Raw genomic sequence first — 14,350 nt, 5'->3', positions numbered from 1 at the left:
CTTAAAAATATAAACTATGAAAATTACATCTCTTATAACTTTAGCAGGAAGCCTTTTTATAACCGGAATTGCTCATTCACAAACATCAAATCAAACAAAAAAGATGGCAGAGAAAGAACAGTATCCAAAAGCACTGGTTGACTATGATGATTTTAAAAATCTGGTAACCGAATTAGAAAAGCAACGAGAAAAAAACTTAGTGAGTCTGGATGTTTTTTTGAAAATGGCAAAGGAAGAAAACACCGTAATTTTGGATTCCCGTTCAGATTTTCGTTTCAACAGAAAACATTTAAAAGGTGCGATTCATCTGGATTTTACTGACTTTACACAGGAAAACCTTTTAAAGTTAATTCCGGATCCCAATACCAGAATATTGATTTACTGTAATAATAATTTCGATGGGGATCCAATAGATTTTGCTTCTAAAATGGCGAAACCAAAAACCAATATAGAAACCCAAATTCTGTCCAACAGAAAACCCATTATGCTGGCATTAAACATTCCAACGCATATTAACCTTTATGGCTACGGATATAAAAATATCTATGAACTGGATGAACTGGTCAATGTAAATGATTCGAGAATAACGTTTGAAGGAACTGAAGTGAAATAACAAACATCATAAAAATGAAAGCCTGAATTTTATCCATTCAGGCTTTTTTTATGACTTGTTTTTTGCGTTATGTTTGTCATTCTGATAAACGAGGAATCTTCGTAAGTAGCTCCGCAAAGAATATCAATCTGTGTCGATCTAGCAACGAAGATTCCTCCTTCGTCGGAATGACAAGATTGCGTAAAACTGTATGGAAAATTATTTCTTATAAAAATTATTATGATCAATATATTCCCAGACTTTTGAAGGTAAAAGCGGCTGAATGTTTTTTCCATCTTTGATATTCTTCCGAATAAAAGTAGACGAAATTTCTACAACAGGCGCATCAATAATATGAACTTTTGGATGCGATTTTAGTTCGCTATTTTCCGGTTCTTCTGAAATACGCGGGTAAACGTAAATATCATGATTATTTAAAAGTACTTCATAGTTTTTCCACTTGTGAAGTGTTTTCAAATTATCCTCTCCCATAATCAGTGAAAACTCATGATTGGGGTATTTATCATGCAAATGTGCCAGCGTATTTACCGTATAATTCGGCTGGGTCAATTTAAACTCAATATCCGAAGGTTTTATTTTCGGAAAATCCTCCGTTGCCAGATACACCATTTGCAAACGGTGATGGTCATCGAGTAAAGTAGCTTTCTTTTTTAACGGATTATGAGGCGTAACCACCATCCAAACCTGATCTAAACCGGCAAATTCAGCCATATGATTCGCAATAATCAAATGACCAATGTGAATGGGGTTGTATGTTCCGAAGTAGAGGCCTATTTTCATTGTTTAGTCCTTAGTTTATTAGTTGTTAGTCCTTAGTTTTAAAACTTAATGTATTCTTCTTAATCATTAATACTAAGGACTAAAATGATAAATTATTCTTTTAGATTTTTTGAAAAAGCATTTATCATTTTGCTTTCTTCTTCAATTAAAAACATAATTTCATTAAACAAGATATCATTAGAAATGAATTCTAATTCTTTTGCGATAATTAATTGGGTTTCTATTTCGTTTAATGAGCCTCTGGCTATATTCAAAAAATGATTAAAGGATTTATCCGTTTGTCGTCCAAAACCTTCAGCAATATTTGAAGGAATTGAAACACTCGCTCTTTTTAACTGGCTTGTTAAAGCATATATTTCTTCTTTCGGAAAGTCTCTTGTTAATTTATAAACCAGAACAACAATCCTGATTCCCTTTCGCCAAATAAGTAATTCTTTATACGATTTAACTCCGCTCATATATTTTTTAAACTTCTAATTACAAACTAAGGACTAAGAACTTAGGAATATAATATCCACCACTTAATAACTCAGTACTTTCAACAACAGACTAAGGACTAAAAAACTAAGGACTAAGCACTCATTTAGAAACAAAATCCTTCACCAACTGATGCGCTTCTTCCAAAGCCACAGCCAAATCATAGTTTTTAATAATCACATCAAATTGTGGCGCAGTAGCCAGTTCAACCGAAGCTTTTGCAATACGCATATTGATTTTATCTTCGCTTTCTGTAGAGCGTTCTTTTAATCGGCGTTTTAGTTCGTCAACACTTGGTGGTTTTACAAAAACGGCTAAAGTCTGTTCCGGAAATTTATGTTTGATGCGCAATCCTCCGGCAACATCAATATCGAAAATTACATTTTTACCCAAAGCCCAGATTCTTTCAATTTCCGATTTTAAAGTACCGTAAAAGTTATCGCGGTACACTTCTTCCCATTCCAGGAAATCTTCAGCTTTGATGTGTTTTTTGAATTCTTCCAGCGAAATAAAATAGTAATCTTTTCCGTTGACTTCTTCTCCGCGTGGGTCGCGTGAAGCTGCTGAGATTGAAAATTCTAAATTTAAATCTTCCTGTTTCAGTAAATGTTTTACTATCGTTGTTTTTCCTGATCCTGATGGTGCAGAGAAAACAATTAATTTTCCTTTATTCATTTTTATTAGTAATTAGTAATTAGTAATTAGTGAACAGCTAATTAGTATTCACTTACTGATTACTTTATAATACGTTTAGTACCTGTTCTTTAATCTTTTCCAGTTCATCTTTCATCATCACCACCAGTTTCTGCATTTGGGCATGATTTGATTTTGAACCCATTGTGTTGATTTCGCGACCCATTTCCTGAGTTATAAAGCCTAGTTTACGACCATTTGCTTCACTCCCGTTTAAAGTTTCAATAAAATAATCCAAATGATTGGTTAAACGAACTTTTTCTTCTGTAATATCCAGTTTTTCCAAATAATAAATCAGTTCCTGCTCGAAGCGATTTTCATCAACATTAACCTGCAATTCAGAAATTGCTGTGTGCAAACGGTCTTTTATAGCCTGAACTCTTTCCGGATCTAATGCCAAAGCATCCTCCATGTATTGACGGATATTCCCTATTCTAAGATTGAATTCTTTCTCAAGCGATTCTCCTTCGTCTTTTCTGAAACTCAAAATATTTTGTAAAGCCTCATGAATGATTACCTGAATCTGCTCCCAGTCGTTTTCGTCAATCTCCTCACGTTCTGTTTTTAGAACGTCCGGCATACGAACTGCCATTTTCATCAGCTCGGTTTCATCAGCATCCGGATAAACTTCTCTTAACTGGGCAATATAATTTTTTACAACCGGTACATTTACTTTGGTAGAAGTCTGCTCAGATGTACTTTCGACATAAATCGCAAAATCGACTTTTCCTCTTTCCAGTCTGGTCGAAATCAGGGTACGCAAACCCAATTCCATTTCACGGTAAACCGAAGGCATTCTCACATTCAGATCTAAACCTTTACTATTCAGAGATTTTACTTCTACAGTAATTTTTTTCGTTGGCAATTGCAAAGAAGCTTTACCAAAACCCGTCATCGATTGTATCATATAATTGAGTATAAAGGCGCAAAGATACTAAAAAACTTTACAGAGAAGGTTTCTAGTTTCATGACATATAGTTTTGAAATTTATTGGGGGTTGCCCAAAGGCCGGGCTATCCAATGCACACGATCGCTCAATGTAATTAACGTGAGTTCGACATAAAAAAGGAAGGATATATTTGAAAAATAGAGATGGTTTATGTATATTAAAGCCTGACAAACAATTAATTACATTTAAAACCACCTCTATGTTAGATGCGAATAAAATTACTGAAATTTACTTTCTTATAGACGAATTCTGTAAAGAATTTGATAAAACTATAGCTGCTCATAGCTTAAAAGAAAAAGAGGCTCCAAAGAAAAGAAACCGAAAATTTATTATGTCAGATAGTGAAGTTATAACCATTTTAGTGCTATTTCACACTATGGGTTTCAAAAACTTAAAACATTTTTACTTGTTTTATATAGGAAAACATTTGAATAACGAATTTCCAAACCTTGTGTCTTACAATAGATTTGTGGAACTTCAAAAAAGAACCGCTGTACCAATGGCCCTATTTTTGAAAACCTGCTGTTTAGGTCAATGCACAGGAATTTCTATAATTGACTCTACCCCTTTGAGAGCATGCCATATTAGACGGGAAAAACAGCATAAAACATTCAAAGATTTAGCTACAAAAGGGCATACTTCAACGGGATGGTTCTTTGGGTTTAAATTACACTTAATTATAAATGATAAGGGAGAAATTCTTGATTTTATCTTTACTCAAGCCAATGTTGATGATAGAGAACCTTTAAAAAGCAATAACTTTCACAAAAGAATTTTTGGAAAACTTTTTGGTGACAAAGGATATATTGGAAAAGATTTGTTTGAACAGCTTTTTATAGATGGTGTGCATTTGATTACTAAAATCAAAAAGAACATGAAAAATAGTATGATGCTTTTACAAGATAAAATTATGCTAAGAAAGCGCTCATTAATTGAAACTGTTTATGATCAATTGAAAAATATTTGTCAAATAGAACATACAAGACACAGAAGTTTTGATAACTTTATAACTAATTTATTATCAGCACTAATAGCCTATTCTTTCTTCCCTAAAAAGCCTTCTATAAATATTGATTTTGAAAACAACAGGCTTGTAGCTTAATTATTGTTTACATCGAACTCACGTTAATTAAGTTAAGAGATTTTAGATTGAGGGTTAACGATTTTTGATTTCAGATTTGTTGTAACTAAATATTTAGACTGTCCTTTTTGCGAGATTTTTTATATCAGAAATCAAAATTCAGCAATCATTTTATCTTTTAATCCTTAACTAAATGACATTGTCCGAGCGCTAGCGAACTGACGAAGTAATCTTTTTTCAGGCAGAAAAGCACAAAAAAGGATTTCCACTTTAAATAAAATTCACTGATTAAAAAATAAAAATCATGTGAAGTAATTCCTAACGCAAACCCTAATCCTGAGAAAATTCCGGATTTATTTTTCTCCTAAAGCTTTCATAACCTGCAGAATATTCTGCTGGCTGTTCCCAATGTAAATTTTACCGTCAATAATAAAAACCGGACGGCTTAAAAAAGTATAATGCTCCAGAATGTATTTTTTGAAATCAGCTTCGGTTAGTGATTTGTTTTTTAAATCCATTGATTTGTACAGTTGTGCTTTCTTGCTGAATAACGCTTCGTAGCTTCCGGACAGTTGGTACATTTCTTCCAGCTCAGTTTCAGTAATCGGATTTTGCTTGATATCGTGAAAAACCAGATCATTGTCTTTTGGTAAGCTTTTGATAATTTTTCGGCAGGTATCGCAGGAGGCTAAGTAGTATATTTTGTTCATAATTTTTAGTTTATTTCGGTGCAAAGAAAAATCATTGCAACTTAAAATTGTCTAATTTTATTAAAAAAAATTTATGAATTCAGTTTTCGAAGTACAAAAGACAATCAGAGAAATTTTATTGAAGATTTTAGACAATCATTCATTAGAACAATTAAATAAAATTCCGGAAGGATTTAGCAATAATTTGATTTGGAATATCGCACATTGTATAGCTGCACAACAGAGTTTAGTCTATAAATTATCGGGACTGCCGTCAAAAGTTTCAGAAGATTTTATTGCCCGATACAGCAAAGGAACCAAACCGGAAGGCGATGTTTCGCAAGCGGAAGTGGACGAAATCAGACGGTTACTTTCAGAAACACTTCATCAGGTCCAAAAAGATTATGCAGATAAAATTTTTGTGAATTATAGAGAGTATACTACAAGTATGGGATTTACACTTCGTAATGTTGAAGATGCCTTATCTTTCAACAATTACCATGAGGGCACCCACACCGGAATAATAATGAGTATCCGAAAGTTTGTTTAGAAACTTTCGGATTTTTTAATTCTCAATAGTTTCTATTGTTACAGTCATTGCTCCTGCTCCTTTTCTATTGGTAATATCCATAAAAGCTCTTTTCGACAAATCTATTTCTCTGGTTTTTACAAAAGGACCTCTGTCGGTTATTTTAACGATAACAAACTTTCCATTGGCTTCATTTGTTACTTTTACTTTAGTACCAAAAGGGAGTTTTTTGTGGGCAGCTGTATATTTATTATTATTAAATCTGCTGCCGTCTGCAGTTTTTTTCCCATTAAACCGATCATGGTAGTAGGAAGCATGAGCCGATTTTTTATAGGTTTTTAATTTTAAGCCTTCAATACTAAAAACAGAATCGCTTAAAGGCAGCATTTTTAATTTATCTGTTTTTAAAGTATCCTGAGAAACCTTGTTTTCAACCGGCTTACTCTGGCTCATAACGTAGGTGAAGCAACTAAAGAGAGTTACTGAAAGAATAGAGAGCAGAATGTTTTTTTTATTCCTCATAATTTATTTTTTTTCAGACTTGGGGAGTTTGTACAAATAATATGCCGAGATAAAAAAAGCCCTGAATAAGGGCTTATTTTGGTTTTTTTAGAACCATAAGTTCCAGGGAATTCTAGTTAAAATAAGCAATAAACCTATTCCGTAAAATATAGAAAATGTTTTAAATTTTGCTTCACTATTGATTAATTTTTTATGTTTTGACCATCCTATTGTAATTAGAATAATAGCAATGATATTGATTAACGGATGTTCTAATGAAGTTAATCGAAGAGCTGCATTTGACATTTGTCCTAAAGAATCTTTCCCTAACGGAGACACAAAATAAAGTATCAATCCGATTAACAATTGTGTATGAGTACCTATTAATGCAAATAAAGCAATTTTGCGATCCCTGGCTGTAAATTCTTTTTTTGAAGTAAACCCTAGAATGGCATTTACAACAGCGACTAATAAAAGTAATAATGCCAAATAAGCCCAGCCGGAGTGGAGTTTTTGAATAAAATGATACATAGATTAATATTTTGTTTGAAACAAATATAACAAAAAAGGTTAAAAAAAAACGGCATTAAACTAAAAGTCAATGCCGTTTTTAATTATTTATTTAGATTCTAAATTTTTAGAAATCGTAACGTAATGCAAAGTTCCACGTTCTACCGAAACCAAAGTATACTTGATTTGTAGTAGCAATACCTTTGTATGTTGAAACAGTAGGAACATCAGCTGCAAATATATTTGTTTTTGCTTCAGCAATGTAAGTGTAATCAAAAACGTTGTTTACGTTTAATCTGAAACCTACAGAGTTGTCTTTGTTTTTACCCACTAACAATTTATAAGATAATCCAGCATCAGCTGTACCGTAAGATGGTAATTGTAATGCACCTCTGTTAGTTGCAGATGTAAAGTTTCCTGGAGAAATTGCAGCGTATAATTTGTCATTATAGTTGTAGTTTGCATCAACAGTAAAACGTGGTAAAATCTCGTAAACGGCACCTAAAGCAGCTGTAGTTTGAGCAGCATCACCAACTCTTACACCATCAAGGTATAATGTTATAGGAGTTCCTCCACCGATAGGATTGTTTCCTGAGTCATAACGGTTACTTGTACTTGTTCCTTCATATTGCCAGTCTCCAACAGAAAACATTGCAGTAAGAGTAAGTTTATTAATTAATTTAGCAGTAGCGTCAAACTCGACACCTGAGTGAATTTCTGTAATTCCAGCGAAATCAAAATAACCTCCAGGGTTGTCAGCAGCTCCGTCATTAGATCTTTGGTATCTGTCTTTCCAAGAAGTACGGTAAAAGTTTAAGTTTGCAGTAAACATTTGTGTACGTAAACCATAACCAGCTTCAATACCAAAGATTTTCTCATTTGTTAAGTTACCATTTACTAATGAAGCGTTGTTTGGGTAAACAGCGTTAAAGAATGGTTGTTTTGAGTAGTATCCTGAGTTAACAAAAACATTATGATGCTCGTTGATGTTGTAGTTAACACCACCTTTTACGTTACCACCTAAGATGTTTTCGTAATCTGTACTAGATAATGGATTTGAAGACAAGTATTTAAAGTAATCAACTCTTTTAAATCCTTGTTGAGAAAGTGCACCTTGAACGAATGCAGTAAATTTATCAGTAGAATATTCTAACTGAGTAAATCCACCATACCATCTTACATCACCATCGTTGTTGAAGTTGATTTTTTCTTCTTTGTCAGTATCTTTAAATACATTCCAAGGAGCGTATGTAGAATAAGTGTTTGTTAAAACTCTGTTTGGATTGTTTACATCAAAGTTATCGATATATGTATCTGCTCCTAAAAGGTTGTTTACATTTTGATAGTGAAGACCTTTATATCCTCTTACATCAACTCCAAGATCCCAAGTTAAGTGATCAGATAATTTTTTGTTGAAGTTAACAATTGCTCCGTACCAGTTGTGTGAGTTAACAGAAGAAATTTGAGAAATACCTGAAGTATTATTGAAAACATATGGAGAAGTTGGTGTGCCTGATCCAGTTCTTCCTGTGTTAGAACTGTTCTGGAATTGACCAGTTGTACCATTTGTCGCACGAGTATTGTTTGTATTGTTAAATCTGATAACTTCGTTACCTGTATTCCAACGTACGATTTTATCATAATCAACTAGACCGTCTGCTGTTCTAAATACAGCACTAGCATAATTATTGTTTCCAGCACCACCGGCACCTCTAGATCCTCCTCCACGTCCGAAAGAAACATAAGCTACTGTAGATAATTTTGAAGTTTCATTAATTTTGAAATCCCAGTTTAATGAAGCTACAGGTTTGTGATAGTAATTTCTTACCATATTAAAAGATTCACCATTTTTATAACCCCAGTCAGAATTATATTTAATGTTTGGATCATCAGTAGTACCGTATTTTTGATATTGAGCTATAGTTATAAACGTAGACCTTTGATCGTGCCACTGTGGAGCACCAGTAAATGTAAATTGGAAATCGTGCTTATTATTTTTTGTAGCATAACCAAGAGCTACATAGTAGTTATCTCCGTTAAATTTAGTTGAGTCAACATATCCATCACCTTGAGTGTGGCTAAATAAAATTGACGCTGACAATCCACTGTCTAATTTTCCTGTATTGTAAGAAACGTTTGATTTGAAGAAATTATCATTACCAAAAGAAGTACCAACTGTACCACCTTCCTTCAAATCAGAAGCTTTAGTTACATAATTCATAGTACCCCCTACAGAAGCAATAGCTAATTTTGAAGATCCCAGACCTCTTTGTACCTGTATGAAAGAAGTAACATCAGATAATCCAGCCCAGTTACTCCAATATACGGCTCCGTTTTCCATATCGTTAACCGGCATACCGTTTACCATTACAGCAACATTGTTTTGACTAAATCCACGAACTGTAATTCTTGAATCTCCAAAGCCACCACCAGATTTAGTTACGTAAACAGACGGAGTACTTTTTAACATTTCAGGAATCTCTTGGTTTCCTAGTTTTGCCTGAATTTCTGCAGCTCTAATTGTAGAAACAGCAACAGGAGTTTTTCTATCCTTAGCAATATCTACTGTAGTACTTTTAACCACAATCTCGCTCAATTCGTTTGAGTTTGAAATCAAAGTAATGATTCCTAAATTTGTAGTTGAGCCATTTGAAACTGAAAATTTAACAGTTTGGCTTTGATAACCCAGAAAAGATATAACTATTTCTCCTGTGTTAGTTGTAGATTCGATTGTAAATTTACCATCAAAATCTGTTGAAGTAGCTGTAGTAGACCCTTTAATCACCACATTTGCTCCTGGTAAAGAACCAGTTGTTCCATCAGTAATTGTACCGATAACTTTTCCTTGAGAAAATACGGTTGAAACTACCATAAACAATAGTCCCGTGAGTAACCAATTTTTCATTGTCGTCATTTGTTGTTTCGTTATTTGTTTTTGGCAAAATTATAACATTTTAATCAGATAATGTTATCAAAGTGTTAAGAAACATGAGTTTTGTCTATTCTGTTAAGTATTAAAACGAATTTTCATTTTTTCAATAAATAAAAGAATGATTTTTTAAATTTAAACTGCTTATTTTTGTTAAAAACATAAAAAAACACAGCACACAAATCTGTTAAAGTTTCAAAAACAAGCATTTACACTATATTAATCTTACATTTTAAACCAAAAAACGCCTTGATTTGCTCAAATCAAGGCGTTAGTATTTTAAAAAATTAACAGGAACTATTTCTTTATTTTAAAAAATGGTTAAGTAAAAAAGTTGTCGAACTATCGTGAGTTTTTACCGTTTTAGAATTAATTTCATCTAAAATTGAATTCGCCAATTGTTTTCCTAGTTCTACTCCCCATTGGTCAAAACTAAAAATGTTCCAAATTACTCCTTGTACAAAAATCTTATGCTCATACAACGCAATCAGGGATCCTAAACTTTTAGGAGTCAGCTTTTCAATCAGGATTGTATTGGTTGGCTTATTTCCTGTAAAAACTTTAAATGGCAACAAATAAGACGCTTTTTCAGCAGCAAGTCCTTGTTTGTCAAACTCTGCCTGTACCTGCTCAGCAGTTTTTCCGTTCAGCAATGCTTCTGTCTGTGCAAAAAAGTTAGACATCAGTTTATCGTGATGATCTTTATTTCCGTATAATGGTTTTATGAAACCGATAAAATCAGTTGGAATTAATTTTGTTCCCTGATGAATCAACTGAAAAAAGGCATGCTGCGAATTTGTTCCAGGCTCTCCCCAGATAATAGTTCCGGTTTGATAGTTAACCGGTTTTCCGTCACGCCCAACACTTTTACCGTTGCTTTCCATTGTTGCCTGTTGCAGGTATGGAGCCAGTTTTTGCAAATATTGAGTGTACGGAATCAAAGCCTCACTTTCGGCACCATAAAAGTTATTGTACCAAACGCTTAACAAAGCTAAAATTACCGGAATGTTTTGATCAAATTCTGCCGATTTGAAATGTTCGTCCATTTCATTAGCACCTTTTAGTAAGTTATTATAGTTATCAAAACCAACTGCCAAAGCGATGCTTAAACCAACTGCACTCCATAAAGAGAATCTTCCGCCAACCCAGTCCCACATTGGAAAAACATTGTCAGGATTAATTCCAAACTCGGTTACTTTTTGAATGTTAGTAGAAACCGCCACAAAATGTTTGGCTATATCTTCCTGAGAAGCCGATTTCAGGAACCATTCTTTTATGGTTTCTGAGTTCGATAATGTTTCCTGAGTAGTAAATGTTTTAGAAACAATTAAAAATAAAGTTGTTTCAGGATTTAATTTTTTGATCACCTCGTTCACATGGTCACCGTCTACATTAGAGACGAAATGTACATTTAAGTGATTTTTATAAAATTGCAGGGCTTCAACTGCCATTACAGGACCAAGATCCGAACCTCCAATACCAATATTTACGATATCTGTAAACGCTTTTCCGGTAAAACCTTTTCTTTCTCCTGAGATTACCTCGTTTGTGAAGTTTTTAATTTTATTTTTTACTTCGTAAACTTCCGAAATTACATTTTCTCCGTCTACTTTTATAACTGCCGATTCAGGCGCACGTAAAGCTGTATGCAAAACCGCTCTGTTTTCAGTCTGATTGATGATTTCTCCTCCAAAATAATCAGCAATCGCGTCTTTTAAGCCAATTGTATTCGCTAATTCCAACAAAAGCGAAATAGTTTCCTCACTAATGTTGTTTTTAGAATAATCGACCAAAAAATCATTCCATTGCAAGTTGAATTTTGCGACACGATTATCATCTTGCTGAAATAATTCCTGTATTGTAGTGTTCTGAATTGCGTTAAAGTGGTTTTGCAGTTTTTTCCACGCTTCAGTCCCGGTTGGGTTTGTTGTGTTTAAAGCCATTTTTATAAAATTGTAGTTTTTTTTTAGAAATACAAAAATACTGAAATAACTATTTAATACTTCTTTACGGGGCAATTAGTTACGAAAACGATTTATACATTGGTTAGTATTTTGAGAATAAGTGCCAATGGAAAAACGATAAGACCTATTATAAATATAGTTTTACCATGTTTTCTGTCAGTTTCATTATAGGAATAAACTCTGTCTCCATTTGGCAGCGTTTTTTTTGAAGTCCACAATGAATATCCAATAACAATTCCAATTCCTCCTCCTAAAAACGAAAACAAATAACCTGCTAGTATCCAGGGTTTTTGATTTTCATCCGGTTTTGCTAAAATTTCTAATCGTTGCTTTTTTAAAGAAGCAAGCATTTCTGAATCAATCGATTTGCCTCTGCTCTTCAGGATTTTTTGAGCCAGTTTATAATCAAAAATATTCCATTCATCAGATTTCAAAAGAACTTCATATAATTCTTCATTGGTAAAACTTAACAAATAATAGTCCGGATCAATTTTATCAAGAATATTTTCGGCATCTTTTTCAATGACAGCCCCGGCTTTTTCAAAATCTGATAAATCAATTTTTATTTCATATTGATTTTGCAAAGTGCTTCCCGAAAAAGTAACATCCAATGGAGGAATGTTATCTGCCAAAACAGTTTTTATATTGTTTTCGTTTAATAATGACTCGACTTCACGAGCCTGACTCAATGTTGGAAAACTTTGAAAAACAGTCAGATTTTCAGTCATAATTATATAGGTATTTAAGTTTTAGAAGGCAATATAATTACCAAATCTTCCACCAGGGTTTTTTATTAATTTCAATAGTTTTCTGCGCCTTATTGATTTCTATTCTTTTTGGCTCTTCAGTTTTTATAGTTGAATCATCAAAAAAAAGTTCACCGTTATCACTCATCCCAATTGGTGATTTTGTCCTTTCCTTCCAGTTTTCTGTTTGCAATTCCGGAATTAAAGGCGAATTTATTTTTGTATTAAATTTCTGTTTCGCTTTTTCTATTATTTCTTCTTCAATATTGGAAGTTGAATTCTTAAAAAGTGAAAGTGCATTATCCGGAATATGAAGCAGGAAAATCTGTGTCTTATTTTCGCTTTTTTGGATATACAAAACCTTAAAAAACGAAATCTCATCCAAAAGAAAATGACCAATTTTCGAAGAATCAGGATTAAATTTTGAAATATCTTTTGCATTTGCACTGGCAATTAAATACCTCAAATTTCCCGAAAGGCCACCGCCTATAGAAGTCATGTCGGTAAATCCTTTTTCCTTAATTATCTGTCCAACTTTATAATTCTCAATTAAGGTATCAGTCAGATTAGTATCTCTGTAAAAGAGTTTCAAATCTGAAAAAGTTTCATCAAGAGTTTCTTTAATACGTTTATTCTTCATTTTTTCTCTTGCTTTTAAGAATTGCTAAAGATTACCAATACTGTCTAACTCTCTTTTTAAAGGTTGGATTTGTTTAAAGAAACGCTCTTTATAATTGCCGGCCAGAGATTCGCCGGTTGGTAAATTAAGTCGCAAGGCATCAACCTGAATTCCGTTTTTCCAGAATCGATAGCAAACGTGTGGTCCTGAAGCCAAACCTGTGCTTCCAACAAGGCCTATCGTTTGGCCCTGATTAACACGCTGACCTCGGCGGACCAAAATTTTAGACATATGGAGATATTGAGTCGAATAAGTTCCGTTGTGTTTTACTTTTACAAAATTTCCGTTTCCGGCAGTATAACCTGTTTGCTCCACTGTTCCGGAAGCGGTTGTCGAAATTGGAGTTCCTCTGGGAGCCGCATAATCAGTCCCTTTATGTGCTTTCCAGGTATGTTGTACTGGATGAAATCTGTTCATTGTGAATCTTGAAGTGATTCGGCTAAATTTGATTGGTGTTTTTAAGAAGAAGTTTTTCAGTGTTTTTCCTTCATCGTCATAATATTCAATTTTTCCTGAAAGGGTATCTTTCACAAACGGAAAAGCGTATACAATTTTTCCTTTGTATTCAAAAAAAGCAGCTTCGAGTTCCTCCACTCCATCGTATGTTTTACCATTTATAAAACGTTCGGTAAAAATTAGTCCGTAACGATCGCCCTTTTTAAGTTTAAAAAAATCGATAGACCAGGAAAAAACTTTGGTAATTCTACTGGCAAGAGCAGCCTCAACACTATTATTCCCTAAGGTTTCTGAAAGTGAGCTTTTTAAAACACCACCTATAATTTTTCGTTTTAGGGTAACAGGTTTTACTTTTTTATAAGCTTTTGCAATACTATCTCTAAAATCTACGACATAATAAGTAAGCGCATCTGGCTGATAAATAAAAACCTGCAGTTTATTGGTTTTATTTTTGGACCGAAGAATGGTATAAGGCTTATTGTAGCGAATAGTTCTGACACTAAAAGAATCTTTTACCTGCTCGACAATATCATAAACCTGTTTTTCTCCTATATTTTGACCCTGAATTATTGACCCGAAAGAATCCCCTTTTTGTACTGTATCATGGACGACATTAAAATCAGCGTAATTAAACCCAAACTCAACCTTTTTAGTTTTTGGTTTACTAATTTTAGTTTCAATTTTTTCTTCTGTTTTTTCACATGAAATAATTGAAAATAAGAGAATTATAATTACGAATGCTTTTTTCAAATTT

General features: G+C 33.4%; 15 protein-coding genes. 3 read left to right on the top strand and 12 right to left on the bottom strand.

What is annotated here, in order from left to right; translation table 11 throughout:
- The first annotated feature begins 16 nt into the window (after positions 1-16).
- Complete coding sequence (locus BXU10_RS18815; RefSeq protein WP_078229079.1) at positions 17-613, top strand: rhodanese-like domain-containing protein; 597 nt, start codon at positions 17-19, stop codon at positions 611-613.
- 198 nt (positions 614-811) lie between these two features.
- Here the strand turns inward: BXU10_RS18815 and nadD are convergent, their stop codons facing one another.
- The 4 genes from nadD to BXU10_RS18790 form a co-directional block, all read right to left on the bottom strand.
- Complete coding sequence (gene nadD, locus BXU10_RS18805; RefSeq protein ID WP_078229077.1) at positions 812-1,393, bottom strand: nicotinate (nicotinamide) nucleotide adenylyltransferase; 582 nt, start codon at positions 1,391-1,393, stop codon at positions 812-814.
- A 92-nt stretch (positions 1,394-1,485) separates the two neighbouring features.
- Positions 1,486-1,851, bottom strand: a complete 366-nt coding sequence (locus BXU10_RS18800; RefSeq protein WP_078229076.1) for a four helix bundle protein — start codon at positions 1,849-1,851, stop codon at positions 1,486-1,488.
- 121 nt (positions 1,852-1,972) lie between these two features.
- Positions 1,973-2,545 carry a guanylate kinase gene (gmk, locus tag BXU10_RS18795; protein ID WP_078229075.1) on the bottom strand — a complete coding sequence of 191 codons (573 nt, stop codon included), beginning with the start codon at positions 2,543-2,545 and terminating at the stop codon, positions 1,973-1,975.
- Positions 2,546-2,609: 64 nt separating this feature from the next.
- Positions 2,610-3,470: a YicC/YloC family endoribonuclease gene (locus BXU10_RS18790; RefSeq protein WP_078229074.1), complete on the bottom strand. Its 861-nt coding sequence runs from the start codon at positions 3,468-3,470 to the stop codon at positions 2,610-2,612.
- Between the two features lie 241 nt (positions 3,471-3,711).
- Between BXU10_RS18790 and BXU10_RS18785 the strand changes: the two genes are divergently transcribed.
- Positions 3,712-4,614 (top strand): IS982 family transposase, encoded by a 903-nt coding sequence (locus BXU10_RS18785; protein ID WP_078227759.1) that lies wholly within the window; start codon positions 3,712-3,714, stop codon positions 4,612-4,614.
- A 332-nt stretch (positions 4,615-4,946) separates the two neighbouring features.
- Here BXU10_RS18785 and BXU10_RS18780 read toward each other — a convergent pair whose 3' ends face one another.
- Positions 4,947-5,303, bottom strand: coding sequence for an arsenate reductase family protein (locus BXU10_RS18780; protein WP_078229073.1), 357 nt, complete (start codon positions 5,301-5,303; stop codon positions 4,947-4,949).
- Between the two features lie 73 nt (positions 5,304-5,376).
- Here BXU10_RS18780 and BXU10_RS18775 point away from each other — a divergent pair, with 73 nt between their 5' ends.
- On the top strand, positions 5,377-5,832 hold the full coding sequence (locus BXU10_RS18775; RefSeq protein ID WP_078229072.1) for a DinB family protein: 456 nt from the start codon (positions 5,377-5,379) through the stop codon (positions 5,830-5,832).
- 15 nt (positions 5,833-5,847) lie between these two features.
- On the opposite strand, the gene BXU10_RS18770 is transcribed toward BXU10_RS18775, so the two are convergent.
- The 7 genes from BXU10_RS18770 to BXU10_RS18740 form a co-directional block, all read right to left on the bottom strand.
- The gene (locus BXU10_RS18770; protein WP_078229071.1) at positions 5,848-6,333 is read right to left on the bottom strand and encodes a septal ring lytic transglycosylase RlpA family protein; all 486 of its coding nucleotides are present in this window, start codon (positions 6,331-6,333) and stop codon (positions 5,848-5,850) included.
- An 87-nt stretch (positions 6,334-6,420) separates the two neighbouring features.
- Positions 6,421-6,843, bottom strand: coding sequence for a hypothetical protein (locus BXU10_RS18765; protein ID WP_078229070.1), 423 nt, complete (start codon positions 6,841-6,843; stop codon positions 6,421-6,423).
- A gap of 106 nt (positions 6,844-6,949) precedes the next feature.
- A complete protein-coding gene (locus BXU10_RS18760; protein ID WP_078229069.1) occupies positions 6,950-9,736 on the bottom strand; it encodes a TonB-dependent receptor domain-containing protein in 2,787 nt (928 codons plus the stop codon).
- A 320-nt stretch (positions 9,737-10,056) separates the two neighbouring features.
- Positions 10,057-11,694 (bottom strand): glucose-6-phosphate isomerase, encoded by a 1,638-nt coding sequence (gene pgi / locus BXU10_RS18755; protein WP_078229068.1) that lies wholly within the window; start codon positions 11,692-11,694, stop codon positions 10,057-10,059.
- A gap of 92 nt (positions 11,695-11,786) precedes the next feature.
- On the bottom strand, positions 11,787-12,443 hold the full coding sequence (locus tag BXU10_RS18750) for a hypothetical protein (protein WP_078229067.1): 657 nt from the start codon (positions 12,441-12,443) through the stop codon (positions 11,787-11,789).
- Positions 12,444-12,480: 37 nt separating this feature from the next.
- Positions 12,481-13,101: a hypothetical protein gene (locus BXU10_RS18745; RefSeq protein ID WP_078229066.1), complete on the bottom strand. Its 621-nt coding sequence runs from the start codon at positions 13,099-13,101 to the stop codon at positions 12,481-12,483.
- 24 nt (positions 13,102-13,125) lie between these two features.
- Complete coding sequence (locus tag BXU10_RS18740) at positions 13,126-14,346, bottom strand: peptidoglycan DD-metalloendopeptidase family protein (protein ID WP_078229065.1); 1,221 nt, start codon at positions 14,344-14,346, stop codon at positions 13,126-13,128.
- Positions 14,347-14,350: the final 4 nt, after the last annotated feature.

Origin of the sequence: Flavobacterium sp. LM4 (genome assembly GCF_002017935.1) — a bacterium.
Lineage (GTDB): Bacteria > Bacteroidota > Bacteroidia > Flavobacteriales > Flavobacteriaceae > Flavobacterium > Flavobacterium chungangense.
Note: the sequence above shows the minus strand (reverse complement) of the source record. Positions and strands in the feature narration are given on the sequence as shown.